Raw genomic sequence first — 25,856 nt, 5'->3', positions numbered from 1 at the left:
GACTTAGGGAATTTAATAATCCAAAAACAACCCTCAGTCGATTGACCGAGGGTTCCTTTTCATTATTCAAGAACTTGATTAGCTCAATGCATCCAAGGCATCATCCATTGAAAGAACTTCGTGGAAGACACGTTGTGTCAATTCAGTTTTTTGTTCTGGAGTGAGGTATTTAGTGTTTACACAGTATCCAGAGATACGTACGATAACATCTTCACCAGACATGATCTTTTCGTAAACATCGTTCAAGTCCATAACGTTCAAGTTAACGTGTTGTCCACCGTTTTCGAAGTAACCATCAAGGATTGTTACCAAGTTATCAACTTGTTCGTCACGAGTCTTACCAAGAGCGCGAGGTGAAACTTGAGTTGTCAATGAGATACCATCAGCTGCATAACTAAAGTCAAGGCTAGAAAGTGAGTTCAAGTTTTGCAACCATCCACCTTTAGCTTTGTTAGATGGGTTAGCACCTGGTGAGAAGAATTCAAGTTTAGACAAGTTCACAGAACCATCTTCGTTGAGGTATACACCTTTGTGGACTGGTGAGTTACCAGTTTGTTTAGAGTAAGCAACGTTAGATGTGATAGTCAAAAGTGAAACTGTAGCTTCTGCATCTTTGTAAAGTTTGTGGCTACGTAGACGAGTTGTGTAAGCTTCAATCAACCATTCTGCCAATTCGTTTGAACGAGGATCATCTTCACCCCAACGTGGGTATTCACCGATTGTTTCGTAATCGTAGATATAGCCGTTTTCGTCACGGATTGGTTTAACTGTAGCGTATTTGATAGCTGACAATGTATCAACAGTGTTAGCAAATCCACAGATACCGAATCCCATGTTTGCACGTTGTTTAGTTGGCAAGAATGCCATTTGAACAGCTTCGTAGTTGTACTTATCAGTCATGTAGTGGATGATGTTCAAAGCATCTACGTAAGTGTCAGTCAACCAGTCAAGAGATTTTTCAAAGTTTTCTTTAACTGATTCGAATTCAAGAACTTCGTCACGAATTGGTTCGATGTCAAATACTTTGTAGTCTTTGTGAACATCGTCGTAACCACCGTTCAAACCAGTAAGAAGCGCTTTCAAAACGTTTACACGAGCACCGAAGTACTGGATGTTGTGGCGTTGTTCTTCATTTTCTGGGTCAAGTGGAGACACACAGCATGAAATACAGCTCATTTCACCATATCCGTCTTTGGCCATTGTTGTTACACCTTCGTATTGGATAGAAGAGTGTTTGTGGCTCATGTGCATACAGTAGCGACGGAAGTTGTATGGCAATTTGTCAGTCCAAAGAACTGTCAAGTTTGGTTCTGGAGAGTTACCGATGTTGTCAAGAGTGTTCAAGAAACGGTAGTCCATCTTAGTAACACGGTGACGACCGTCGTTACCCATACCAGCCATAGAAGTTGTGATGAAAGTTGGGTCACCTGAGTACAATTGGTCATAAGCTTTTGTACGAGCAAATTTAACTGTACGAAGTTTCATAACGAAATCATCAACGAATTCTTGGATTTCTGATTCAGTAAATGTACCACGAGCAAGGTCACGTTCTGCAAAGATATCCAATACGATTGGTACACGTCCTAGAGATGTAGCAGCACCGTTGATAACACGGCAGACAGACATGAAGGCGATGTTAACCCATTGGATCGCTTCTTTAACGTTCATCGCTGGTTTGCGAACGTCAACCCCGTAAAGGTCACCCAAGCGAACAACTTGTTGCAATGCTTGGTATTGAAGGTTGATTTCTTCACGAAGACGGATTGTTTCTTCATCGATTTCTTCGATTGCATTCCAGTCGTTTACTTTTTCTTGCATCAAGTAGTCTGCACCGTAAAGGGCAAGACGTGCGTAAACACCGATAATACGTCCGCGTGAGTATGCATCTGGAAGACCAGTTACAGTGTGTGCGTGACGAGCGCGACGAATGTTTGAAGTGTAAGCGCGGAAGATACCGTCGTTAACTGTTGTTACGTATTTAGTAAAGATTTCGTGAACAGCTGGATCTGGTTCGTATCCATTTTCTTTCAAAGTAGTTTCAGCCATACGGATACCACCTTTTGGCATGAAGTTCAATTTGAAGAGTTCGTCATTTTGGATACCAAAGATAACTTCGTTTTCTTTATCGATAAATCCAGCAGGGATATCAGCGATAGAAGTTGGACGAGTGTCCATTGGGAAACGAGTTTCTTCGTAGTGAGCCTTAGTTTCTTCTACAATTTTTTTGATGTGAAGCGAACGTTCTGTTGGTCCTGCAAGGAAGCTTTCGTCTCCGTCATAAGGTGTGTAGTTAGCTTGTACAAAGCGTGATACACTTGCTTTTTCTTTCCAATCTACGCCTTTGAAGCCTTCCCAAGCTTTGTCAAAAATATCTTGTGCTTCAACAACTGTCTTAACAACCATGTTAATGTCCTCTTTTTTCTTTCTAGTAACAGTCATCTGTTACATTCATGAGACAAGTATACCACACAGTAACCGATTTCAACAAGTGATAAATCCCTATTTTTACACTTTCTTTTCTAAAACAGTCTATGTTTTATCCCGAACTGTATTATATTTTTGAAAAAATTAAAGCCTTTTTTCTTTTTTTCAGAAAAAAGGGTATAATAAAAGAAAATAAGCGGTAAAAAGGGGAGTAGAGATGTTGATTTTTCCTTTATTAAATGATTTGTCAAGAAAAATCATCCATATTGACATGGATGCCTTTTTTGCTGCGGTCGAAATCAGAGATAATCCTAAACTCAGAGGAAAACCTGTCATTATCGGTAGCGACCCTCGACAAACAGGTGGGCGTGGTGTCGTTTCCACTTGTAGCTATGAGGCGCGAGCTTTTGGTGTCCATTCAGCCATGAGCTCTAAAGAAGCCTATGAGCGTTGTCCCCAGGCCGTCTTTATCTCAGGGAATTATGAAAAATACAAAACTGTGGGCCTCCAGATTCGAGCTATCTTTAAGCGTTATACAGATTTGATTGAACCCATGAGCATTGACGAAGCCTATTTGGATGTGACAGAAAATAAACTCGATATCAAGTCAGCGGTCAAAATTGCTCGCCTCATTCAAAAAGATATCTGGCAAGAACTCCATCTGACCGCTTCTGCTGGCGTTTCTTATAACAAATTCTTAGCTAAAATGGCTAGTGACTATCAAAAACCACATGGTTTGACAATTATTTTACCTGAACAAGCTGAGGATTTTCTCAAACAAATGGATATTTCTAAGTTTCATGGAGTAGGAAAAAAGACGGTAGAGAGACTTCATCAAATGGGTGTTTTTACCGGCGCTGATCTACTTGAAGTCCCTGAAGTGACCCTAATAGACCGCTTTGGCAGACTGGGCTATGACCTGTATCGAAAGGCTCGTGGTATCCACAATTCCCCCGTCAAATCCAATCGCATCCGTAAATCAATCGGGAAGGAGAAAACCTACGGGAAGATTCTCCGTGCCGAGGAAGATATCAAAAAAGAGCTGGCTCTCCTGTCAAAAAGAGTCGCTCTCAATCTCAGTAAACAAGAAAAAGCTGGAAAAATTGTCATTCTGAAAATCCGCTACGAGGACTTTTCAACTCTTACTAAACGAAAAAGTCTGGCTCAAAAAATACAGGATGCTAGTCAGATAAGCCAAATAGCCCTGCAACTCTATGAAGAGTTAGACGAGAAAGAAAGAGGTGTCCGCCTGTTGGGGATTACCATGACTGGATTTTAAAACTCAATGAAAATCAAAGAGCAAACTAGGAAGCTAGACGCAGGCTGCTCAAAACACTGTTTTGAGGTTGCAGATAGAGCTGACGCGGTTTGAAGAGATTTTCGAAGAGTATAAAACCTTGAAGAGCTACCCCTTCAAGGTTTTTCTTATACAAATAAACGCACAAAACTATAGAGCAACAAGACACTACCGAGTACGATACGGTATTTGCCGAAAAGAGTGAAGTCGTGTTTTTTAACATAGCTTGTCAAGAAACGAATAGCGACCATGCTGACTGCAAAGGCTACTCCCATCGCAACCAAGAGCAAGAACAATTGCCCAAAGCTCAAGAGTTGTCCTGCTTTTATAAATTTGAAAATCTTTAAGGCACTAGCTCCAAACATAACAGGAATCCCTAGATAGAAGGTAAATTCTGTCACAACAGAACGACTGGTTCCATTTAACAAACCACCGACAATTGTGGCCCCAGAACGGCTAGTTCCTGGTAAAAGAGCAAGAACTTGGAAGAGACCGATATAGAAGGCTGTCGTATAAGGAAGCTTGTCCAACTCTGTCACACTTGGCTCGATAGCACGCGCTTTATTGCGCTTTTCCAAGTAGATAAAGGCAATCCCATAGATAATCAACATGAGAGCAACAGAAACCATGTTATGGAAGTGGGTATCAAACCAGTCATCAAATTTAAAGACGGCAAGCAAAGGTAAAGTGGCAACCAAGACCTTCAACCACAGTCTCCAAGTCTTACGAACTTCCTGCTTGTCTTTACCCGGTTTAAAAGGATTGAGCTTGTTAAAGTAAATTACCATAACCGCTAAAATAGCACCAAGCTGAATCACGACATTAAACATGGACATAAAGGCTTCATTTTGATTTTGGTATTGGATAAATTCCTCTGCTAAAATCAAGTGACCTGTACTGGAAATCGGCAACCATTCCGTAATTCCTTCAACAATACCGAAGAAGATAGATTTTAAAATTTCAATAAGATACATAGATTACTCCTTTTTTCTATCTTCCATTATAGCATATTTTTTTAGTCTGTGACAGTTCTCTTTAAAAGGCACCGATACTGCCACCGCCTCCACCTCCGGAGAAGCCACCGCCAGAACTTCCATTTCCAGAAGATACGGAATAGGTACTTGCTGTGTTTGCGATGCTGGCATAATGGCTCATTTGCGCGCTTGAATGATAAAACATACCGTGCCAGCCATAATCTACATAGAGATTGATATCTGGATTTCCCACTTTAATCTGATGAACCTTCATCAAATGGCTGACCTTGTCCGCATAGCCAAATAAGGTCGCATAGACCAAAAGGCGATTCCAGACCACAATACTTTCCAATTCAGCCTGATCCAATCTTGCAATCTCACGCAACATATTTTCAAAACTGGTCCAGAGATAGTAGACTTCTGCCCCTGCTTCATTCAGGACACCATCACGATTATCTAGTCGAAGCTTCCAATAATAGAAAACAGCCAAAACTAAACCTAGAAAACCAAGTATTGGCAAGGGGATGTAAAGATAGCCATAAACGTCTAAACTGTACAAGAACAAACCAACTCCAATAAATAAAGGCAAGATAGTGGAAATACCCATACCCACTTGCAAGGCCTTTTCCCCACCAGTCAAAGGACGATAGTAATCCGGAAGCCCCCAGAAGGAAACTCGATTTCTCACTCCTTCTTGCATCTCTTTCAATACTTCTTCAAAAGAAGATTTGAGCTGACGCCCCTTTGCTTGAATCCGTTTTTCATCAGAAGCTTTGGCTCTACGATAAAGACTATCAGATACCTTGTAATCCGCAAACAAATTGGAAAGAGTTTCTTCTTTTTTGCCTGAAAAAGTCAGATTTAGACAGTCTTTCTCAAAGCTTGACAAACCATCTTCTTTTACTAGCCTCAAACCAACTGCATCTCCTTCTGAAATGATAGAGACATTTCCACGGTCTATCACATCTAGCAAGGTAGCTTGAATAAGTTGATCAAAGGTGAATTTTCCAGCTCCCTTGACCAAGGGACTCACTTCCTCCAAGGAGGTCGAGTAAACCGCCTCTGATAAAACCATAGGCTCTAATTCCATTGGTGGTTCATAGAGACGATGATTTTTGGCATATTTGACTGAAGAAGTGGTCTTTCTTCTATAAATAAAATAGAAGCAGACACTCAATAACAAGGATATGGAAAGTATGGAAGGGAAGACCCAAGTAACAAGTTGTTTACTTTGCTCTTTTTCTTTAACAATCGAGTCTTCTATCTTATTAAACTCTTCTAAACGATTCCCTTTCAAGCCCTGATCCCTAGCACTAGCAAAATCGGTCCGAGGCCAGTAGGCATGCAACTCAACTCCACGCTTAGCCGGAAGATTGTCTAAACGGATAGTATAATCAAGGTTACTCTTTTCAATCGTTCCCTCTCTAAAAAGTTTCCCTGTATGGAAAAAGAGTTTTTCAGCCCCCTTGTCTCCCCTTACATGAAATTCAAACTTTCCAATAGTTCCTGAACTATCTGTCAGAGGTTGCCAATTTAATTCAGCGATGTCATCATATAGAAAAAGCAAATTTTTTAAATTCCATGTGAGGTCAACTTCAACTATGTCACCCTCCTGACCTGAATTGTAGACTTTCACAGTATAACCATTCGCCTCTTCTGTCACTTCGCTAGTAACATCTGTCAGTTCAGCACCATTTTTCGCGGCCTGAACCTTTGGATGGGAATCAATGTCAAACCCGCTAGGCATCTTACCAGCACGTCCAAGTCCCACGATTTGGCCCTTAAAGTCCTCCTCAAACTGGTAAACTATCTTCTGTCTAAATTCTGCTGTATTGTCTGCATGAATATACAAATCCCCTTGATAAGAGTTTATCTTGAAATCAATGGCAAAAACAGAGAATGGTAGAAGGCAAAACAAGCCTAACACTAGTAAGAAAAAAGTTTTTTTCATCAACTAAGCCCCCTTTTTATCTTTGCTATTATTATATCATTTTTTCTCAAGTAAGGGCTTACCTATATTGAAAAATAGAGTTTTTTTCGATAAAATAGGAGACAGTTATTTTTTAATAGATTAGAAATAGGAGAAATCATGAGAAAAATATACTTATCTATTTTCACAAGTCTCTTGCTGATGCTGGGACTTGTCAATGTTGCCCAAGCCGATGAATATTTACGCATCGGGATGGAAGCAGCATATGCTCCCTTTAACTGGACTCAGGACGATGATAGCAATGGAGCTGTCAAAATCGATGGGACTAACCAGTATGCTAACGGATACGATGTTCAAATCGCCAAGAAAATCGCTAAGGACTTAGGTAAAGAACCTTTGGTTGTTAAAACAAAGTGGGAAGGTCTAGTTCCTGCCCTTACTTCTGGTAAGATTGACATGATTATCGCAGGTATGAGTCCAACTGCCGAACGTAAACAAGAAATTGCCTTTTCAAGCAGTTACTACACTAGCGAACCAGTTTTGCTTATCAAAAAAGATTCTGCCTACGCAAGTGCTAAATCTTTGGATGACTTTAATGGTGCGAAAATCACTTCTCAACAAGGTGTCTATCTTTATGACTTGATTGCACAAATCCCAGGTGCTAAAAAAGAAACTGCCATGGGAGACTTCGCTCAAATGCGCCAAGCTCTTGAGGCTGGTGTCATTGATGCTTATGTTTCTGAACGCCCAGAAGCACTGACTGCTGAAGCTGCTAACTCTAAGTTCAAGATGGTTCAAGTAGAACCAGGTTTCAAAACGGGGGAAGAAGATACAGCTATCGCCATTGGACTTCGTAAAGATGACAACCGTATTAGCCAAATCAATGCCAGCATTGAAACTATTTCAAAAGATGACCAAGTTGCCTTGATGGATCGTATGATCAAGGAACAACCTGCCGAAGCTACAACAACTGAAGAGACTAGCAGTAGTTTCTTTAGCCAAGTCGCTAAAATTCTTTCTGAAAACTGGCAACAACTTTTGCGTGGTGCTGGTGTCACTCTTTTAATCTCTATCGTCGGAACCATCACAGGTCTCATTATTGGACTTGCCATTGGTGTTTTCCGTACTGCTCCTCTATCTGAGAATAAAGCCATTTATGGCCTACAAAAACTAGTCGGCTGGATCCTCAACGTCTACATTGAAATTTTCCGTGGTACTCCAATGATCGTTCAATCGATGGTTATCTACTATGGAACTGCCCAAGCTTTCGGTATCAACCTTGACCGTACACTGGCTGCTATCTTCATCGTTTCAATCAACACCGGAGCCTACATGACTGAAATCGTCCGTGGTGGTATCCTAGCAGTTGACAAGGGACAATTTGAAGCCGCTACTGCTCTTGGTATGACCCATAACCAAACCATGCGTAAAATTGTCCTGCCTCAGGTAGTCCGTAACATCTTACCAGCAACTGGTAATGAATTTGTCATCAATATCAAAGATACATCTGTATTGAACGTTATCTCTGTTGTCGAACTTTATTTCTCAGGAAATACCGTGGCAACGCAAACCTATCAATACTTCCAGACATTTACAATCATCGCCGTGATTTACTTTGTCCTCACCTTCACCGTAACACGTATCCTACGCTTCATCGAACGCCGCATGGACATGGATACCTATACTACAGGTGCTAACCAAATGCAAACGGAGGATTTGAAATAATGACACAAGCAATCCTTGAAATTAAACACCTCAAAAAATCCTATGGACAAAACGAAGTGCTAAAAGACATTTCTCTTACTGTCCACAAGGGAGAAGTTATCTCTATCATTGGAAGCTCTGGAAGCGGAAAATCGACCTTCCTACGCTCCATTAACCTACTTGAAACGCCAACTGATGGACAAATCCTTTATCATGGACAAAACGTCCTCGAAAAAGGTTATGACCTCACGCAATACCGTGAAAAGTTGGGGATGGTGTTCCAATCCTTTAACCTCTTTGAAAATCTCAACGTTCTTGAAAACACAATCGTCGCTCAGACGACTGTCCTTAAACGCGAACGTACAGAAGCTGAAAAAATTGCCAAAGAAAACCTAGAAAAAGTCGGCATGGGAGAACGCTACTGGCAAGCGAAGCCAAAACAACTCTCAGGTGGTCAAAAACAACGTGTGGCCATCGCTCGTGCTCTTTCAATGAATCCTGACGCTATTCTCTTTGATGAACCAACATCAGCTCTCGATCCAGAAATGGTTGGAGAAGTCCTCAAAATCATGCAGGATTTAGCTCAGGAAGGCTTGACCATGATTGTCGTAACCCACGAGATGGAATTCGCCCGTGATGTCTCTCACCGTGTCATCTTTATGGATAAGGGAGTGATTGCTGAAGAAGGCAAACCAGAAGACCTCTTTACCAATCCTAAAGAAGACCGTACAAAAGAGTTCCTTCAACGCTATCTCAAATAAAAAGAAAAGGCTGCATCACTCGTGCAGTCTTTTTGCTGTTCTCATACTCTTCGGAAATCTCTTCAAACCACGTCAGCTCTATCTGCAACCTCAAAACAGTGTTTTGAGCAACCTACGGCTAGCTTCCTAGTTTGCTCTTTGATTTTCATTGAGTATCAAAATGAAAAGGCAGACCCTATTCAAGAATCCGCCATTATCCAAAGATTAATCTTCAAATTTTTCATGATTTTTATCATAGAAATCAATTAAACCTAGAGCCGTTTCAAACGAAATATTTTTTACTTTTGCACGCCCCTGCGCTAGAGCAATGATAGACATCTCACGCGCATTCGTTTCTTTAGAGATACGGTAGCCTGTGATCTTCTTATCACGAACCCAGCCAACAACTGATTCTACTTTTTCAAAGTTTGACTTAGCCATGTCCTTCTCCTATTTTCTTCTTTACGATATTTAATTGTATACGTTTTTATGCCTTTTGTCAATAAAAAAACATATATTCAATAAAATTAATGATTTATATTTCTATTACTATCTTATTAAAGCCGATAATATATAGGTTTTTGCTTGCTATAAACCATTAGTAAATACCTTTAAAATAATTGCATTATTAACTCTTTTATTTGTAAGAATATTCATATTTACAAATACCAGTTTTTGATAGGTTAGACAGATTTTATCTTCAACTTTATTCTATTTATCCAACTTTAAAAGGACATTCCTAATAGCGGAAGACTTTCTCTCCAGACTATTTCTAACTATTCTTTTTCTTCTCCTTCTTCGATTTCTTCCTGTCTGTATAAGCACTTTTTCACTTGCTAAACTGGTACTATTTATTTACTTTATCAAGATTCCTTTTGTTTCTCCTACCTCATTAAAAGATGAGTAGTCAGTAAACTATTGTATTCTATCTTTCAACATTTTTCTACTGTTCTTTTGCAGTATCCCATCACTCTTCTCAGCCATCTCAGTATAAGGCATCTCATTAGAATTGATTATTTTTTCTAATTCCTATTATATTTAGCCAAATTTCAGATTAGACATATATAAAATGGTGGATTTCAAAAAACTCCTTAAATATAACAAATAATTCTATTACCTTAATATAAACTGAATCAAAAACAATAGGCACTATAATGAGTTGTTGTAGAAACAGTGTGATCGATTTCCTAAGTTCATAGGAATCGCCCCCTTTCTTCATCCTCATTATAGCACCTATACATCAGTTGTGCAAATAATATGATATTTTTTTATTAGTCCTCAGACAAGCATATTATAGAGCGTTTCATTACCATTTAAGTTAATATAAGATGGATCAAAACCTTCCATTCGACGAATCAAGCCTGCATAATCATGCTTATCTGCCAAGGCAATCCCAATCAGTACAGGCCCTGTACCCTTGCTAGCTCGCTTGATATACTCAAAACGTGTAATATCATCATTTGGTCCTAAGATATCATTTACAAACTCACGCAAAGCTCCTGGACGCTGTGGAAAATTGACCACAAAGTAATGCTTGATACCATCATAAATCAAGGCACGCTCTTCCATTTCTGGCATACGGTTGATATCATTATTTCCTCCAGAAATGATACAACATATGGTTTTCCCCTTGATATATTCAGCCAACACCTCTAGAGAGGCGATACTAGCCGCTCCAGCAGGTTCTGCGACAATCCCTTGCTTAGAGTAGAGGTCAATCAAGGTTTCAGAAATCAATCCCTCATCGACACCTACCAAAGTTTGAACATGTTGACGAGTTGCCTCATAGGTCAACTGTCCTACCTTTTGCACAGCAATCCCATCTGCAAATTTGTCAATTTCTTTTAGTTTGACAGGCCCACCAGCTTCAAAGGCAGCCTTCATAGAACGCGCTCCATTAGCCTCTACCCCAATAACTTCAATCTCTGGACTTGTTTCCTTGATATAAGTCGAAACTCCAGCAATGAGACCTCCGCCTCCAACAGGGACCAAAACAGCATCAAAATCAATCGATTCTTTTCGAGCTTCTTCTAAAATCTCATAAGCAACTGTCCCTTGACCTGCTTGAACATGGGCATCATCAAAGGGGTCAATAAAGGTACGATTTTCAGAGACTGTAAATTCTTGAGCTGCTTTGGCTGAAGCATCAAAGGTATCCCCAACTAGTTTAATGGTTACAAAATCCCCACCAAAAAAGCGAACTTGACCAATTTTTTGTTGCGGAGTTGTAATTGGCATAAAAATAGTAGCAGGAATTTTCATCTCATTACAAGTATAAGCAACTCCCTGCGCATGATTCCCCGCAGAAGCGCAGACTACCCCACGCTCACGTTCTTCCTTGCTGAGCTGGGAAATGGCATAATAGGCACCACGAATTTTAAAAGAGCGAACACGTTGAGCATTTTCCTTTTTCAAATAAATCTTAGCACCATACTTCTCCGATAAATAATGGTCATAATCAAGCGGTGTATTAACGACCACACCATTCAAGACCTTATGAGCCTTGATGATATCTTTTGAACTTAACATCTTTTTCTCCTAGACTATTTCATACTATCACAATTCATCCTCTTAAAAGAGAGATGAATTGATTATAAAAGCGAGTTAGTCCCCCAACTCGCCTTCACCTTAATTTCTATCAATTAGTTATAGATTTTGAATGCATCATCGTCATTTTTACCAACAAATGGCATTGCTCTACGCAATTCTGCACCAACTTTTTCAATTTCAAGGTTAGCTGCTTGTTCACGGTAAGCAGTCAATTTTGGACGTCCAGCTTTATAGTCATTTACAAAGTCGTTTGCAAATTTACCATTTTGGATGTCTGCCAAGACAGCTTTCATATTTTCTTTAACTTGTTCAGTGATTACACGTGGACCTGATACATAGTCACCGTACTCAGCAGTGTTTGAAATAGATTGACGCATTTTCTTGAATCCACCTTCGTAGATCAAGTCAACGATTAATTTCATTTCGTGAAGAACTTCAAAGTAAGCCAATTCTGGAGCGTAACCTGCTTCTGTCAAGACTTCGAAACCTGCTTCGATAAGGGCAGTCAAACCACCACAAAGTACAGCTTGTTCACCAAACAAATCTTCTTCAGTTTCTTCTTTGTATGTTGTTTCAAGAAGACCTACACGAGCTGCTCCAACACCTTTACACCAGTCCATAGCAATGTTTTTCGCATTTCCTGTTGCATCTTGATATACTGCGTAAAGAGCTGGAACACCAAATCCTTCTTCATAAGTACGGCGTACCAAGTGTCCTGGTCCTTTAGGAGCACACATGAAGACATCTACATCTGCAGGAACTTTGATAAATTCAAAGTGAATGTTGAAACCATGGGCAAATCCAACTGCATTTCCAGCTTCCAAGTTTGGAGCGATTTCTGCTTCGTACAATTCTTGTTGGATTTCGTCTGGTGCCAAAATCATGATAACGTCAGCTAATTTAGTTGCTTCTGCTACTGTGTAAGTGTCAAATCCATCTTCTTTTGCTTTGTCAAAAGATTTACCTGGACGTACACCGATGATAACATCGCGACCAGAATCACGCAAGTTTTGAGCATGCGCATGTCCTTGCGAACCATAACCAATAACGGCGATTTTTTTACCGTCAAGTGCTGCTACTTTAACATCTTTTTCGTATTCCATTTGAACTGCCATAGTTTTTTCTCTCTTTTCTATTATTTATTGCCTTTTAGGCTGGTTTAACAAATTTAAGTTGGATTTTTAGTCGCGGGTAAATCCAGTTGCACCCGTTCGAGCAATATTGCGAATACCGTATGGTCGAATGACTCGCAATAGAGCTTCACTCTTTTCAGCATTCCCTGTCATCTGAATGGTAATCGAGCTTGGTGCTACGTCTACCACTGTTGCACGGAAAGGTTGAATAATCGCTAGAATCTCAGCACGCTTCTCTGCTGGCGCTGACATCTTAACCAAAATCACCTCGCGCTCCAAGTGTGGTTTATCCGTAATATCTCGAATGCGAATCACATCAATCTGACGATTGAGCTGCTTAATGATTTGCTCCACTTCATCATGTGAAGCCACATCAATAATAATGGTGATACGCGATACATTCGGATCTTCTGTTGCTCCAACAGAGATGCTTTCAATATTAACCTGACGACGAGACAGGACACCGGTAAAGCGATTGAGGACTCCTGAACGATTTTGTAGTTTTGCTGTTAACATTCTACGCATGGAACTTCACCCCCAACATCTCATGATTACTCTTACCAGCTGGTACCATTGGTAGCACTTGTTCCTTACGAGAAATATCTACCTCGATTAGCATAGGAACATTCTCAGTAATGACTTCAAGGTCTTGAGCCAAGGTCTCAGGATTGTCAAACTTATAGTTTTTAATGCCATAAGCCTGTGCCATCAATTGGAAATCAGGAAGGGTATCAAAGACTGACTCAGATGTTCTACCTTCATAGAAGGATTCCTGCCACTGGCGAACCATTCCAAGTGAGTGGTTGTTCAGCATGACCACCTTGATTGGCACCTTGTAAATGTTCAAAATAGCCAATTCCTGGTTGGTCATTTGGAAACCACCATCCCCAACGAACAAGACTACTTCCTTATCTGGGTTAGCAATTTTGGCACCAATTGCTGCTGGAATTCCGAATCCCATCGTTCCCAAACCGCCTGAAGTCACTAACTGACGCTCATTTTGGTAAGGATAATACTGGGCTGTCCACATTTGGTGTTGACCAACGTCTGTTACCACAATGGCATCTCCATTCGTCAATTCACCAATTCGTTCAATAACAGCTTGCGGCTGAACCACACGCTCTTTCTTATCATAAGAACGAACGCGGTTCTTGTCTTTAGTAACTTTTTCAATCCATTTCTCAGTATTGTTATGAACTGTCGGTTCTGCTAGTAACATTTGCAAGGCTTTCTTAGCATCTCCAACTACAGGAATATCCGCACTGATAATCTTACCAATCTCAGCTGGGTCAATATCAATGTGAGCAACCTTAGCATTCTTAGCGAAAGTCTTAGGATTCCCCGTCAAGCGGTCATCGAAACGGCAACCAATACTAATCATAAAGTCCGCTTCCGTCATGGCAATATTAGCTGCGAATGACCCGTGCATGCCTCCCATTCCAAGGAAGAGTGGATGACTCGTTGCAATCGTTCCTTGTCCCAAAAGACTGGTTACCACTGGAATTTGATAGCGTTCTGCAAATTCATTTAATTCTGCAGCTGCTTCAGCATAACTAATTCCACCACCAGCTAGCAAGACTGGCTTTTTAGCCTTGGATAATTGCTTCAAGATTTTCTTAATTTGCATATCATTTGGCTCAAGAGTCGGTTGATAGCTTGGTAGGTTCACTTCTGGTGAATAGATGAAGTCTGTTTCTAAAGCAGATACGTCTTTAGGTAGGTCAATTACGACTGGCCCTGGTCGACCTGTAGTTGCGATATGAACAGCTTCCGTAATGATACGCGGAATATCAGCCGTCTCACGAACTTGGTAATTGTACTTAGTGATTGGCATGGTAATTCCCACAATGTCTGCCTCCTGAAAGGCATCCTTCCCAATCCCTGCTCGCGCCACCTGACCTGTAAAGACCAAGAGGGGAACACTGTCGCTCATGGCATCTGCAATCCCTGTAATGGCATTTGTTGCTCCCGGTCCGCTAGTGACGACGGCAACACCCAACTTTCCAGTTGATTTGGCATAACCTTCAGCTTCATGCAAACAACCTTGCTCATGGCGCCCTAGAATGTGGCGAATGCCTTTAAAATTATATATCGCATCATAAAAAGGCAAGACCGCACCACCAGGATAACCAAAGATGGTATCAATTCCTAAATCACGAAGTGTTTCCAAAACTAGGTCCGACCCCGTCTTAGGAGATTCTAAACTGATTTTCTCCATTGTTCCCCTTTCTCTTCTCTTAAAAATAACTTGTTACTATCATACCATTTTTTCAAAATTTTTCAAGACAAAATAAGAAATTTTCTGAATTTTCTATTTTAAAGTTTATTTATGAATAATTATTTTGTTTTTATGAGTTTTAAAAGATAAATTACATTCTTTAACAATATATTTTCATTTACATTGTAAATTTCCTTCGCAAATTACTTCAACTTATGTTATATGAAAGTTCTTTAAGTCATATTTTCAGAATGTATAAAATTTGTCGTAACGTTACAAAAAAGGAAGCCACTAAGTGACTTCCTTCTATAGCGAGGACTGATTAGTCTTCACCTTTGTTTTTCTTAATGATTTCTTCTTGTACTGACTTAGGTACATCTTCGTAGTGGTCAAATACCATCATGAATGTACCACGTCCTTGAGATGCAGAACGAAGAACTGTTGCGTAACCGAACATTTCAGCAAGTGGAACGTAAGCACGAACGATTTGGCTGTTACCATGTGCTTCCATACCATCTACACGTCCACGACGAGCAGTTACGTGACCCATAACATCACCAAGGTTTTCTTCTGGAACAGTGATTGTTACAAGCATCATTGGTTCAAGGATAGCTGGTTGTGCTGATTTAGCAGCTTCTTTAAGAGCAAGTGAAGCCGCAATCTTGAAGGCAGTTTCAGATGAGTCGACATCGTGGTATGAACCATCGTAAAGTTTAGCTTTAACGTCAACCATTGGGTAACCTGCAAGAACACCGTTAGCCATAGATTCTACCAAACCTTTTTCAACCGCTGGGATAAATTCACGAGGAACCACACCACCGACGATTGCGTTTTCGAATTCGAATCCTTTACCTTCTTCGTTTGGAGTAAATTCAATCCATACATCACCGAATTGACCTTTACCACCAGACTGACGTTTGAAGAATCCACGTGCTTGAGTAGAAGCGCGGAATGTTTCACGGTAAGATACTTGAGGTGCACCTACGTTCGCTTCCACTTTGAACTCACGACGCATACGGTCAACAAGGACGTCAAGGTGAAGCTCACCCATACCTGAGATAACTGTTTCTCCAGTTTCAACGTTTGTTTCAACGCGGAATGTTGGATCTTCTTCAGCCAATTTTTGAAGGGCGATACCCATCTTGTCTTGGTCTGCTTTAGATTTTGGCTCAACCATCAATTGGATAACTGGTTCTGGAACGTTGATTGACTCAAGGATGATTTTAGCTTTTTCATCTGTCAATGAGTCACCAGTTGTAGTATCTTTCAAACCAACGGCAGCAGCAATATCACCTGAGTAAACAGTGTCAATTTCTTGACGGCTGTTGGCGTGCATTTGAAGGATACGTCCAATACGTTCACGTTTACCTTTAGAAGTGTTCAATACGTAAGAACCTGATTGAAGCACACCTGAGTAAACACGGAAGAATGTCAAACGACCTACGAATGGGTCAGTCATGATCTTGAAGGCAAGAGCTGCAAATGGCTCTTCGTCAGATGCTGGACGAGTTTCTTCTTCGTCTGTATCTGGGTTAACACCTTTGATTGCTGGGATGTCAAGTGGGCTTGGAAGGTAGTCAATAACCGCATCAAGCATCAATTGAACACCTTTGTTCTTGAAGGCTGAACCACACAATACTGGGAAGAATTCAACGTTGATAGTCGCTTTACGGATACCAGCTTTCAATTCTTCGTTAGTGATTTCTTCACCTTCGAGGTATTTCATCATCAATTCTTCGTCAGTTTCAGCAACTGCTTCAATCAATTTTTCACGGTATTCTTGAGCTTGGTCAAGGTATTCAGCTGGGATGTCTTCTTCAAGGATATCTGTACCAAGATCGTTAGTATAGATTTCAGCTTTCATCTTGATCAAGTCGATGATACCACGGAAGTCATCTTCAGAACCGATTGGCAATTGGATTGGGTGTGCATTTGCTTGAAGACGATCGTGAAGTGTGCTTACAGAGTAAAGGAAGTCAGCACCGATTTTGTCCATTTTGTTGGCAAATACGATACGTGGAACTCCATACTCAGTTGCTTGACGCCAAACTGTTTCAGTTTGAGGCTCAACACCTGATTGTGAGTCAAGAACGGTAACCGCACCATCCAATACACGAAGAGAACGTTGTACTTCGATTGTGAAGTCCACGTGTCCTGGTGTGTCGATGATGTTTACGCGGTGGTTGTTCCATTGAGCTGTTGTCGCAGCAGATGTGATAGTGATACCACGCTCTTGCTCTTGCTCCATCCAGTCCATTTGTGACGCACCTTCGTGAGTTTCACCGATTTTATGGATTTTACCAGTGTAGTAAAGAATACGCTCAGTAGTTGTTGTTTTACCAGCATCGACGTGAGCCATGATACCGATATTACGAGTTTTTTCAAGTGAAAATTCGCGTGCCATGAGGTTTGTTTCTCCTATTTTTTTGATTTCTATTCTATTATAACATGATTTTAATAAAAACGGATAGGCAGGACCTACCCGTTCTCAATGTTTTCATGCTATTGTTGGTTTCAACTTACTAGATGGTAAGTTGAGTTGTTGCTAAGAGCTGATCGAGCTCAATTGAACTCGGTCTAAAAGCTTGGAAAATAGATAAGCTTTCCTAGAATCTTTGATTCCGCGTCAAGCTTCCTAATTTTCAGTAGCTTTTTTAACGCCCTTAGTATCTTAATCTTACCAACGGAAGTGTGCGAATGCACGGTTAGCTTCAGCCATACGGTGAGTGTCTTCACGTTTCTTAACAGCTGCACCAGTGTTGTTAGCAGCATCCAAGATTTCTTTTGCAAGACGGTCTTGCATTGTGTGTTCACCACGAAGACGAGCGATTGTTACCAACCAACGAAGTCCAAGTGTTGTACGACGTTCTGGACGAACTTCAACTGGGACTTGGTAGTTAGAACCACCAACACGACGTGCACGTACTTCAAGTACAGGCATGATGTTTTCCATAGCTGTTTCAAATACTTCAAGTGCATCGTTTCCAGTAGCTTCTTTGATTTGCTCAAAGGCACCGTAAACGATTGAAGCAGCTGTACCACGTTTACCATCAAGCATAACGCGGTTGATAAGACGAGTAACTAGTTGTGAATTGTAAAGCGGATCTGGCAATACGTCACGTTTTGGAGCTCTATTTTTACGACTCATTTCTCTTTATCCCCTTTCCTTATGCTTTTGGACGTTTAGTACCGTATTTAGAACGGCCTTGTTTACGATCGTTAACACCTGCAGTATCAAGTGCACCACGGACGATATGGTAACGTACCCCTGGAAGGTCTTTTACACGTCCACCACGAAGAAGCACCACGCTGTGCTCTTGCAAGTTGTGTCCGATACCTGGGATGTAGGCAGTAACTTCGATAAGGTTGCTCAAACGTACACGAGCGAATTTACGAAGGGCTGAGTTAGGTTTTTTAGGTGTCATTGTTCCAACACGAGTTGCAACACCACGTTTTTGTGGTGAAGAAACGTTTGTTTGAACTTTTTTATGACTGTTGTAACCAACGTTCAAAGCTGGTGATTTAGATTTTTCTACTTTTGATTTACGCGGTTTGCGAACCAATTGGTTAATTGTAGGCATCTACATTCTCCTGTGTTTTTTTATTTTTGGTGATGATACACTTGGTGACAGCTATCATCTGTGTGTACTTTTGCAACATTTGTCAGCACGTCCCTGTACACTCTTGAGAGACCAAAAGTAAAAAGTACCGTCTATTATTGTAACAAAATTTTCCATTGGTTGTCAAGATATTTTTCTTTTTTATTGTTAATTTTAGCTCTTTTGTAGTGCTCCCCAAAAAAAGAAAAAGGAGGAATCCCACCCTCCTAAAATTAGTATTGTTCCATTCAATCCCATCAATTTTAGCACATAATGTTCAAAAATATTATATCATCACAACCAACCAGATTCTTTCGCGATATTAGCTGCCTCTGTTCTATTACCTGCATCTAGCTTTGAAAGAATATTGGTGACATAGTTTCGGACTGTTCCGTTGGATAGATAGAGTTTGTCTGCAATTTCTTGGTTAGAGAAGCCCTGAGCAATTCCCTTTAAAACTGCGATTTCTTGTTCTGTCAACGGATTGGGATACATCATCACCACTTCCATCAATTCAGGCGAATACTCCTTGCGTCCCTCAAGGACGGTGTGCAAGGTTTGCATGAGGTCTGCAATGCTTCGTTCTTTTAATACATAAGCATCTACTCCAGCCTTGACCGCACGTTCAAAATACCCAGGACGCTTGAAGGTCGTCACCACAACCACCTTTGTTTCTAGATTTTCTGCTCGTATCCACTCCAAGACTTCAAGACCTGTCTTAACAGGCATTTCTACGTCAAGGATGGCGATATCTACAGACTCCTTTTCTAATAGTTGGATTGCTTCTTGCCCATTCTTGGCTTGAAGGACAGACTCCACATCCGGTTGAAGCGTGAGCAACTGGCACATGGCATCTCGTAACATACTTTGATCTTCTGCAACAAGTAGTTTCATCTTAGTTTCTCTCCTTATAAGGTAGTCGAACCTGAACTTCTGTCGGTTGTTTCCAACTAATTACCTTTACTTCTCCCGAAAATGGAAGAACACGATCTCGAACTGTATGGAGGTCATCCCCCTTTATAGAAGCAAAGCCACAGCCATCATCTCTCACTGTTAGAATGAGTTCTTTCTCTGTCCGTTCTAATTTTAAGTAGACTTTAGACGCTTTAGCATGTTTGATGATATTGGTCACTAATTCAAGCAAAATCATGGAAGCCGTTGACTCCAATTCCTGAGTTAAGCTAGCTGTATCTAGTTGATTAGCTATTTCCACCTCAATTCCAGCAATTTCTAACATCTTTTTCACAGTCTCTAGTTCGGATGTCAAAGTTCTAGACTTAAGATTTTCCACAATGGTTCGCACTTCACGCATTGATTCTTTGCTAATTTGCTGTATTTCTCTTAATTCCTTTTCCACCTGTGGATAAGCCTGTATTTGAAATAACTGCATGGCTAGATCAGTTTTAACACTAAGCATAGCAAAGGTATGCCCCAGACTATCATGCAAATCTTGACCGATACGACTACGTTCATTTTCAGCTAGCAATAGATTTATCTGGGCATTTTGCTTAGCCTGCGCTTCTTTCAAATCCTCCACAATCCGAATCCGAACCAAGCCAAAAGTCATTAAATCGACAAAAGCAAGAATTACAAGTATATAGAATAGAAACTCAACTTCGATTCTCTGAAAAATCAACAGTTGGCCCACAACAAGGACTTGAGCAAGAAGAAAAGTCCAGACATGTAAAGACTTTAAACCACCTACACTGAAATGATAACTTAAGAGATTGGATAGGAAAAAGAAAAACCAGATATAATTAACAGCAACAAAGGCAGTATTCCCAACTACATAAGTCAGCATGAGACCCCAATATAGCCAAGATAGGCGCTGGCTCTTAGTTGTTAAAACACCCAAATATGCCACTACAAATAGAATATCAATCAATAAATGCCAGGCAGAAAGCCACCCAGTCACTACAGGTAGGATGGGGAAAATCATAAAAATTAAACTGGCCCAAAACATATAGTGTATGCTTTTCAGTCTTTCAAGCATTAAGCATTCTCCTTATGACCTTGAAGGTAAATGGTCAAACCAAACAAAACTGTTGAAAAAACAAGTAGATAAACTGTGGCTGATAAATTGATGCCACCCTCGTTTAAGAAGGTCTTGAGCAACTCCATCAACTGATAGGTTGGAAGACACTTACCTACTGCTTGCATCCAGTCTGGAAATAAAGAAATGGGCATCCAGAGCCCGCCTAAAACAGCCAAGCCTAGATAGAGAAGATTGCCCACGACAGACATCAGCTGACTAGAAGGCAAGAGTGTCAAGGTCAAGCCAAGCGCTACAAAAGCAATACTTCCTAAAATCAGCAAAATCGCAGCACCAACCCAGCTTCCTAGAGGCATCTCTACACCTCTTACAAAATGCCCAACTGAGAAAACCACCAAGATTGAAACCAAATAATCAACCATCATACTTGTTATCTTTGATAGATAATATTCTACCATATTTACCGGAGTATGGCGCAATGTTTTCTGCCAGTTGTTGATTTTATCTGTATGTAAAACAGCTGGGAATGAGAAGATAGCTGTCGACATCATGGAAAAGGCAGTCATAGAGATAAGGTAATCACGCATAAAATTCGCGGGTCCACCTGGTGTGTCCTGGTACATACCTGAAAAGAATAAATAGAAGGCTGTCGGCATCCCTACGGATAATAGATAATAGACTAATTGTCGTTTGGTCAATAGAAATTCTATCTTGTTTAGTGCGATCCATCGTTTCATCTTAGTTATCTCCCTTCTGCGTTTCTTCAAAGATTGTATCCAACAAACTACGATTATTAACTTCAATTTCTTGTATGCTACATCCTGCTTGAACTAACAGTTCCCAAAAAGCATCTGCTTCGCGTGTGACTACTTGTAGAGCATCCTGTTTTTGTGACCAGTTTTCAACCAAGTTTGACTGTTCGACAACTTCCTTATATGCTAGAGGAAGGATAAAGTGCTTTTCAATCTCCTCACTACGCATAGCTAGAGGCGTCGTATCACGAATCAACTCTCCCTTATTTAAAACCAAAATCCGGTCAGCTGTATGCTCTACCTCTTCAATATAATGAGACGAATAGAGAATGGTGACTCCTTGCGCTTTTAGGTCCCGAACAATTTCCCAAAAACGTTGACGAGTTGAGGTATCCATGGACGCAGTAGGCTCATCTAAAAAGACAAGCTTTGGTCGCCCAATCAAGGTCAAGACAAAAGAGAAAAGACGCTTTTGTCCTCCTGATAATTTTTCTGCGAATTGCTCTTTTTGTTGCTTATCAAACTGTAATAGTTGATCGATTTCCTGGTTACTCAAGTGATTTGGATAAATTCTTTGAAAGAAAGCAATCAACTCTTTTACCTTTAGTTTCTGAACGATTACATTCTCTTGAGGGAGGTAGGATCTTGTATAGTCTAACTTAGAGCTCGTTACCGGTAAATCTTGGATAGATACTTGCCCACTGGTGACCAGTTTATATCCAAGCAAACAGTCCAAGAGTGTCGTCTTACCAGCTCCATTTGGTCCAATCAAGGCAATGCATTCGCCTTCTGCCACCTCAAAGGAAATATCCTTCAAAATACCCTTGCCCTTGATATTTTTATGTAAGCCTTGAACCTTAATCATGTTCATGATATTCTCCTTTCAGCAACTCCTTTCCCATCGGAAAGACGATAAAAATCATAAATCCTAATCCCCATGCACCACGGATGAATTGGTAAAGGAAGGATTGATCAAACCAACCTGTAAACATTTCTACCAACCATACCACTAGTGATAGTCCAATAAAAAGATAGAGAAACGCTTTTTTCATTTTTCAAACTCCTTTTTCACATCTGAGACTAATTTCAAACCTTCTCGGATAAGCCAGGACATCATTCCAAATCCTGCAAATAGCTCCCAAGGAAAATGATAGAAACCTTCATCCAATCCTGAGAACATGAGATAAGTCATGACTCCTGCTGCTACTAAACTCATTGCGACAATTACTTTATGTTTCATTTTTTCTTCCTCCACTTGATACATCTAGTATAATTCTTTGAAGGTAGAATCACTAGAAGCTTCTGTCACTAGGAAATATGACAAATGTCATAAAAAAAGAAAGTTGCAAAATCAACTTTCTTTTTTATCTATTAAATTTTTATTCCACACTAAATAGGTATGGGTAAACTGGTTGTTGGCCTTGGTGAATCTCTACTTCAACATCTTCGAATTCTTCTGCGATTTCTTGGGCAATTTCATTGGCAAGTTCTTCGCTTCCGTCTTCACCGACATAGAAAGTTACGATTTCACTATCTTCATCCAACATATGTTTCAATGTTTCTGTCAAGGTTTGGTGCATATCAGGGTTTGACACGAGAATTTTCCCATCCACCATACCAAGATTATCATTTTCATGGATTTCTAAGCCATCAATGGTTGTATCACGCACAGCTGTTGTGACGCTTCCGCTAACGACATCGCTAAGAGCTGCAGTCATACGCTCTTGATTTTCTTCGATGGACTTGCTTGGATCAAAGGCAAGAAGACTTGTCAAACCTTGAGGAAGAGTGCGAGCTTCCACCACTACTGCTGGTTGCTCCAAAACTTCTGCTGCAGATTGAGCTGCCATAAAGATATTTTTGTTGTTTGGCAGGAAGATAATGTTACGAGCGTTGACCTGTTCAACAGCCTTGATAAAGTCTTCTGTTGAAGGGTTCATAGTTTGACCGCCTTCGATAACGTAATCCACACCTTGAGAACGGAAGATATCTGCTAGACCTTTACCAGCAACGACAGCAATCAAAGCATACTCTTTTTCTTCAGCTGGTTTGCTAACTTGGGCAGCTTCTTTCTCAACCTGCGCTTCGTGTTGGTTACGCATATTGTCAACTTTTACCTTGACCAAGCTACCATATTTGAGACCCTCTTGCATAACAAGTCCTGGATCTTCTGTATGGACATGGACTTTGACGATTTCATCATCATTAACAACGAGGAGAGAATCCCCAAGTTCATTCAAGTAGTTACGGAACTCTTCATAGTCAAAATCTTTAGCATAGGTTGGACCTTGCTTAAGAGCTACCATGATTTCAGTACAGTAACCAAAGGTGATGTCCTCAGTCGCTACGTGACCAGCTACAGACTTGTGGTGCTCCGCATTGATCATTTCACTCATATTAGCAGGAGTCGCTACAAAGTCCTCAGATGCAATATATTCACCAGTAAGGGCTGAAAGGAAACCTTCATAGATGAAGACCAGTCCTTGACCACCTGAATCCACAACGCCAACTTCTTTCAATACTGGAAGCATGTCTGGTGTTTTAGCTAGAGCTGTTTTAGCACCTTCCAAGGCTGCACGCATTACTTCAACAGCATCATCTGTTTGCTCAGCTTTTTTCTTAGCACCGATAGCAGCACCACGAGAAACTGTCAAAATCGTTCCTTCAACTGGTTTCATTACGGCCTTGTAGGCAACTTCCACACCTGATTGGAAGGCAAGGGCTAAGTCTTGACCTGTTAACTCGTCTTTATCCTTGATGGCTTGTGAAAATCCACGGAAAAGCTGAGACGTAATAACTCCTGAGTTCCCACGCGCACCCATCAAAAGCCCTTTAGCAAGAATACTCGCTACCTCTCCAACTGTAGAAGCTGGCTTGTCTGCAACTTCCTTAGCACCATTTTCAATGGTCATTCCCATATTTGTACCAGTATCTCCATCTGGAACTGGGAAGACGTTTAATGAATTGACATATTCAGCTTGCTTATTCAAGCGAGTTGATGCAGCCTGCACCATTTCTTGAAATAAGCTAGTAGTAATTTTTGACACGGTTATTCTCCTACAACTTTGATATTTTGAATGTAGACATTTACAGTCTGAGCAGTAATTCCAAGCTGGTTTTCCAAGCTAAAACGAACACGCTCTTGAATGTTTTTTGACACTTCGCTAATCTTTGTTCCGTAACTCAACACGGTATATACATCAACTGCAATACTACCATCTTCGGCCGCCTTTACGACGACACCTTTAGAATAATTTTCCTTACCTAGAAGGGCTTGGAAATTATCTTTGAGGGCATTTTTACTAGCCATACCGACCACACCAAAAATCTCAGTTGCTGCTCCACCTACTACGGTTGCAATCACTTCATCTGTTAGTTCGATTTGACCATCTTTTGTATTAATTTTTACAGTCATCCTTTTTACCTCAACTAGTTGATACTCTATTTTATCATATTTCAGCCCAAGTGTAAAAGCAGAATACTGTATCAGCGGATATTTACTCCGTTTTTCAAATGATTTTATACCCACAACAAAAGAAAAAAGACCCTAAGGTCTCCTTACTTTTATTATTAAACGCGTTCAACTTTACCTGATTTCAAAGCACGAGCTGAAGCCCAAACTTTTTTAGGTTTACCATCGATAAGAACAGTAACTTTTTGAAGGTTTGGTTTTACGGCACGTTTTGTTTGGTTCATCGCGTGTGAACGGTTGTTTCCTGATACAGTCTTACGACCTGTAAAGTAACATACTTTAGCCATTGTGTTTTCCTCCTATTAGATCTAATATAGCGGATGTGCTAGCACCACATACCGTACTATGTTATCACACTTTCTTCATTTTTGCAAGGGAATTGGAAGATTTTTTTATTTGACGTAGACAACACCAAGTTTACCAAAAGCCACTTCCCCGCGAATAATCAAGGTTTTGCTTGTTGGCGCTACAGGAGCATCTGCCTTGGCTGCACCAAAGGATGTTTCTACTTTCAAATCTACACGCCAGTGTTGTGGAACATAGACGGTTGCATTACCAAAAGCGACTTCAATATTTAAAGTTGCAAAATCACCTAACATCTCTGAGTTGTCATAGTAGATTTTTGCATTTCCAAAAGCGACTTCTACTTGGTCGTCTACAAGATCTTGATCTTGTTTATAGAAGGTTCCACTACCAAAAGCGACTTCCTTGTCTGTAAGAATGGTCTTTTCACCATCGAACCACCATTTCTTACCATTCCATGTTCTGTTAGAGTGAGTCAAATAACTAACTCCAAGAACAATTAGAATACTAGCCCAGAACAATGACTGATTTGGAATAGGTAAGATGTCATAAAAATGATTAGCAATCATGAGAGCTACAAAAGCTGTAAAAACTGCTGAAGTCAGATGACGACGAAGCAAAGCTTCAACTGATTGATAGGCAAAAAATGCAATACCGAGCAAGGGCCAAATTTGCCCACCGAATAAAGGGATTCCAAAATGCCCTTGTAATAATATTAAAGCCGCCAAAATGAGCAACACAATACCAAATGCTTTCTTTTTCATGTT

The 25,856-nt window shown here is 40.5% G+C and carries 24 protein-coding genes; 3 read left to right on the top strand and 21 right to left on the bottom strand.

All coding sequences use genetic code 11. The annotated features are described in order from the left end of the window. Positions 1–78 precede the first annotated feature (78 nt). The gene (pflB, locus tag D8837_RS05445) at positions 79–2,403 is read right to left on the bottom strand and encodes a formate C-acetyltransferase (protein WP_020901544.1); all 2,325 of its coding nucleotides are present in this window, start codon (positions 2,401–2,403) and stop codon (positions 79–81) included. A gap of 238 nt (positions 2,404–2,641) precedes the next feature. Here pflB and dinB point away from each other — a divergent pair, with 238 nt between their 5' ends. Beyond that, complete coding sequence (gene dinB / locus D8837_RS05440; protein WP_125456432.1) at positions 2,642–3,703, top strand: DNA polymerase IV; 1,062 nt, start codon at positions 2,642–2,644, stop codon at positions 3,701–3,703. 146 nt (positions 3,704–3,849) lie between these two features. Here the strand turns inward: dinB and D8837_RS05430 are convergent, their stop codons facing one another. Further along, on the bottom strand, positions 3,850–4,695 hold the full coding sequence (locus D8837_RS05430; protein WP_125456430.1) for an undecaprenyl-diphosphate phosphatase: 846 nt from the start codon (positions 4,693–4,695) through the stop codon (positions 3,850–3,852). A gap of 61 nt (positions 4,696–4,756) precedes the next feature. Continuing rightward, positions 4,757–6,646 (bottom strand): DUF2207 domain-containing protein, encoded by a 1,890-nt coding sequence (locus tag D8837_RS05425; RefSeq protein WP_125456429.1) that lies wholly within the window; start codon positions 6,644–6,646, stop codon positions 4,757–4,759. A gap of 138 nt (positions 6,647–6,784) precedes the next feature. Between D8837_RS05425 and D8837_RS05420 the strand changes: the two genes are divergently transcribed. Together D8837_RS05420 and D8837_RS05415 are read left to right on the top strand one after the other, a co-directional pair. Continuing rightward, complete coding sequence (locus D8837_RS05420) at positions 6,785–8,350, top strand: ABC transporter substrate-binding protein/permease (protein ID WP_033686329.1); 1,566 nt, start codon at positions 6,785–6,787, stop codon at positions 8,348–8,350. Further along, complete coding sequence (locus tag D8837_RS05415; RefSeq protein ID WP_000189477.1) at positions 8,350–9,090, top strand: amino acid ABC transporter ATP-binding protein; 741 nt, start codon at positions 8,350–8,352, stop codon at positions 9,088–9,090. The genes D8837_RS05420 and D8837_RS05415 overlap by 1 nt, the downstream gene beginning before the upstream one ends. A gap of 204 nt (positions 9,091–9,294) precedes the next feature. Here the strand turns inward: D8837_RS05415 and D8837_RS05405 are convergent, their stop codons facing one another. The 18 genes from D8837_RS05405 to D8837_RS05315 all read right to left on the bottom strand — a co-directional run bounded on the left by D8837_RS05405 (position 9,295) and on the right by D8837_RS05315 (position 25,853). Further along, positions 9,295–9,510, bottom strand: a complete 216-nt coding sequence (locus D8837_RS05405) for a hypothetical protein (protein WP_001130035.1) — start codon at positions 9,508–9,510, stop codon at positions 9,295–9,297. Between the two features lie 837 nt (positions 9,511–10,347). Further along, positions 10,348–11,598 (bottom strand): threonine ammonia-lyase IlvA, encoded by a 1,251-nt coding sequence (gene ilvA, locus D8837_RS05400; protein WP_000952976.1) that lies wholly within the window; start codon positions 11,596–11,598, stop codon positions 10,348–10,350. A 113-nt stretch (positions 11,599–11,711) separates the two neighbouring features. After that, a complete protein-coding gene (ilvC, locus tag D8837_RS05395; protein ID WP_125456428.1) occupies positions 11,712–12,734 on the bottom strand; it encodes a ketol-acid reductoisomerase in 1,023 nt (340 codons plus the stop codon). Between the two features lie 66 nt (positions 12,735–12,800). Further along, the gene (ilvN, locus tag D8837_RS05390) at positions 12,801–13,277 is read right to left on the bottom strand and encodes an acetolactate synthase small subunit (RefSeq protein WP_001253803.1); all 477 of its coding nucleotides are present in this window, start codon (positions 13,275–13,277) and stop codon (positions 12,801–12,803) included. Continuing rightward, positions 13,270–14,970 carry an acetolactate synthase large subunit gene (locus tag D8837_RS05385; protein WP_033682350.1) on the bottom strand — a complete coding sequence of 567 codons (1,701 nt, stop codon included), beginning with the start codon at positions 14,968–14,970 and terminating at the stop codon, positions 13,270–13,272. Before D8837_RS05385 ends, ilvN begins: the two co-directional genes overlap by 8 nt. A gap of 322 nt (positions 14,971–15,292) precedes the next feature. Further along, entirely contained in the window at positions 15,293–17,374 is a 2,082-nt protein-coding gene (fusA, locus tag D8837_RS05380) for an elongation factor G (protein ID WP_000090350.1), read from the bottom strand. 273 nt (positions 17,375–17,647) lie between these two features. Beyond that, the gene (rpsG, locus tag D8837_RS05375) at positions 17,648–18,118 is read right to left on the bottom strand and encodes a 30S ribosomal protein S7 (protein WP_000087873.1); all 471 of its coding nucleotides are present in this window, start codon (positions 18,116–18,118) and stop codon (positions 17,648–17,650) included. Between the two features lie 19 nt (positions 18,119–18,137). After that, entirely contained in the window at positions 18,138–18,551 is a 414-nt protein-coding gene (gene rpsL / locus D8837_RS05370; protein WP_001142332.1) for a 30S ribosomal protein S12, read from the bottom strand. Between the two features lie 312 nt (positions 18,552–18,863). Then, a complete protein-coding gene (locus D8837_RS05360; protein ID WP_125456427.1) occupies positions 18,864–19,463 on the bottom strand; it encodes a response regulator transcription factor in 600 nt (199 codons plus the stop codon). 1 nt (position 19,464) lies between these two features. Then, positions 19,465–20,562, bottom strand: a complete 1,098-nt coding sequence (locus D8837_RS05355; protein ID WP_125456426.1) for a sensor histidine kinase — start codon at positions 20,560–20,562, stop codon at positions 19,465–19,467. Further along, a complete protein-coding gene (locus D8837_RS05350) occupies positions 20,562–21,299 on the bottom strand; it encodes an ABC transporter permease (RefSeq protein ID WP_125456425.1) in 738 nt (245 codons plus the stop codon). Before D8837_RS05350 ends, D8837_RS05355 begins: the two co-directional genes overlap by 1 nt. 1 nt (position 21,300) lies before the next feature. Further along, positions 21,301–22,185 (bottom strand): ABC transporter ATP-binding protein, encoded by an 885-nt coding sequence (locus D8837_RS05345; RefSeq protein ID WP_125456424.1) that lies wholly within the window; start codon positions 22,183–22,185, stop codon positions 21,301–21,303. Continuing rightward, on the bottom strand, positions 22,172–22,366 hold the full coding sequence (locus D8837_RS05340) for a hypothetical protein (protein ID WP_042751714.1): 195 nt from the start codon (positions 22,364–22,366) through the stop codon (positions 22,172–22,174). Before D8837_RS05340 ends, D8837_RS05345 begins: the two co-directional genes overlap by 14 nt. Then, positions 22,363–22,554, bottom strand: a complete 192-nt coding sequence (locus D8837_RS05335) for a hypothetical protein (protein WP_000681201.1) — start codon at positions 22,552–22,554, stop codon at positions 22,363–22,365. The genes D8837_RS05340 and D8837_RS05335 overlap by 4 nt, the downstream gene beginning before the upstream one ends. Before the next feature lie 139 nt (positions 22,555–22,693). Beyond that, positions 22,694–24,361, bottom strand: coding sequence for a DAK2 domain-containing protein (locus D8837_RS05330; RefSeq protein ID WP_045605049.1), 1,668 nt, complete (start codon positions 24,359–24,361; stop codon positions 22,694–22,696). Between the two features lie 2 nt (positions 24,362–24,363). Then, entirely contained in the window at positions 24,364–24,729 is a 366-nt protein-coding gene (locus D8837_RS05325; protein ID WP_000216437.1) for an Asp23/Gls24 family envelope stress response protein, read from the bottom strand. 155 nt (positions 24,730–24,884) lie between these two features. Next, a complete protein-coding gene (rpmB, locus tag D8837_RS05320) occupies positions 24,885–25,073 on the bottom strand; it encodes a 50S ribosomal protein L28 (protein ID WP_001140948.1) in 189 nt (62 codons plus the stop codon). Positions 25,074–25,178: 105 nt separating this feature from the next. Next, on the bottom strand, positions 25,179–25,853 hold the full coding sequence (locus D8837_RS05315; RefSeq protein ID WP_125456423.1) for a LiaF transmembrane domain-containing protein: 675 nt from the start codon (positions 25,851–25,853) through the stop codon (positions 25,179–25,181). Positions 25,854–25,856: the final 3 nt, after the last annotated feature.

This window comes from Streptococcus mitis, from assembly GCF_003942965.1.
GTDB classification, from domain to species: domain Bacteria; phylum Bacillota; class Bacilli; order Lactobacillales; family Streptococcaceae; genus Streptococcus; species Streptococcus mitis_BH.
This window is presented reverse-complemented; position numbering and strand designations above follow the sequence as displayed.

What these genes read in the sequence shown, in the direction of transcription:
- pflB (WP_020901544.1), bottom strand. Translation starts at nt 2,403, where the DNA reads ATGGTTGTTAAGACAGTTGTTGAAGCACAAGATATTTTTGACAAAGCT.
- dinB (WP_125456432.1), top strand. Translation starts at nt 2,642, where the DNA reads ATGTTGATTTTTCCTTTATTAAATGATTTGTCAAGAAAAATCATCCAT.
- D8837_RS05430 (WP_125456430.1), bottom strand. Translation starts at nt 4,695, where the DNA reads ATGTATCTTATTGAAATTTTAAAATCTATCTTCTTCGGTATTGTTGAA.
- D8837_RS05425 (WP_125456429.1), bottom strand. Translation starts at nt 6,646, where the DNA reads ATGAAAAAAACTTTTTTCTTACTAGTGTTAGGCTTGTTTTGCCTTCTA.
- D8837_RS05420 (WP_033686329.1), top strand. Translation starts at nt 6,785, where the DNA reads ATGAGAAAAATATACTTATCTATTTTCACAAGTCTCTTGCTGATGCTG.
- D8837_RS05415 (WP_000189477.1), top strand. Translation starts at nt 8,350, where the DNA reads ATGACACAAGCAATCCTTGAAATTAAACACCTCAAAAAATCCTATGGA.
- D8837_RS05405 (WP_001130035.1), bottom strand. Translation starts at nt 9,510, where the DNA reads ATGGCTAAGTCAAACTTTGAAAAAGTAGAATCAGTTGTTGGCTGGGTT.
- ilvA (WP_000952976.1), bottom strand. Translation starts at nt 11,598, where the DNA reads ATGTTAAGTTCAAAAGATATCATCAAGGCTCATAAGGTCTTGAATGGT.
- ilvC (WP_125456428.1), bottom strand. Translation starts at nt 12,734, where the DNA reads ATGGCAGTTCAAATGGAATACGAAAAAGATGTTAAAGTAGCAGCACTT.
- ilvN (WP_001253803.1), bottom strand. Translation starts at nt 13,277, where the DNA reads ATGCGTAGAATGTTAACAGCAAAACTACAAAATCGTTCAGGAGTCCTC.
- D8837_RS05385 (WP_033682350.1), bottom strand. Translation starts at nt 14,970, where the DNA reads ATGGAGAAAATCAGTTTAGAATCTCCTAAGACGGGGTCGGACCTAGTT.
- fusA (WP_000090350.1), bottom strand. Translation starts at nt 17,374, where the DNA reads ATGGCACGCGAATTTTCACTTGAAAAAACTCGTAATATCGGTATCATG.
- rpsG (WP_000087873.1), bottom strand. Translation starts at nt 18,118, where the DNA reads ATGAGTCGTAAAAATAGAGCTCCAAAACGTGACGTATTGCCAGATCCG.
- rpsL (WP_001142332.1), bottom strand. Translation starts at nt 18,551, where the DNA reads ATGCCTACAATTAACCAATTGGTTCGCAAACCGCGTAAATCAAAAGTA.
- D8837_RS05360 (WP_125456427.1), bottom strand. Translation starts at nt 19,463, where the DNA reads ATGAAACTACTTGTTGCAGAAGATCAAAGTATGTTACGAGATGCCATG.
- D8837_RS05355 (WP_125456426.1), bottom strand. Translation starts at nt 20,562, where the DNA reads ATGCTTGAAAGACTGAAAAGCATACACTATATGTTTTGGGCCAGTTTA.
- D8837_RS05350 (WP_125456425.1), bottom strand. Translation starts at nt 21,299, where the DNA reads ATGAAACGATGGATCGCACTAAACAAGATAGAATTTCTATTGACCAAA.
- D8837_RS05345 (WP_125456424.1), bottom strand. Translation starts at nt 22,185, where the DNA reads ATGAACATGATTAAGGTTCAAGGCTTACATAAAAATATCAAGGGCAAG.
- D8837_RS05340 (WP_042751714.1), bottom strand. Translation starts at nt 22,366, where the DNA reads ATGAAAAAAGCGTTTCTCTATCTTTTTATTGGACTATCACTAGTGGTA.
- D8837_RS05335 (WP_000681201.1), bottom strand. Translation starts at nt 22,554, where the DNA reads ATGAAACATAAAGTAATTGTCGCAATGAGTTTAGTAGCAGCAGGAGTC.
- D8837_RS05325 (WP_000216437.1), bottom strand. Translation starts at nt 24,729, where the DNA reads ATGACTGTAAAAATTAATACAAAAGATGGTCAAATCGAACTAACAGAT.
- rpmB (WP_001140948.1), bottom strand. Translation starts at nt 25,073, where the DNA reads ATGGCTAAAGTATGTTACTTTACAGGTCGTAAGACTGTATCAGGAAAC.
- D8837_RS05315 (WP_125456423.1), bottom strand. Translation starts at nt 25,853, where the DNA reads ATGAAAAAGAAAGCATTTGGTATTGTGTTGCTCATTTTGGCGGCTTTA.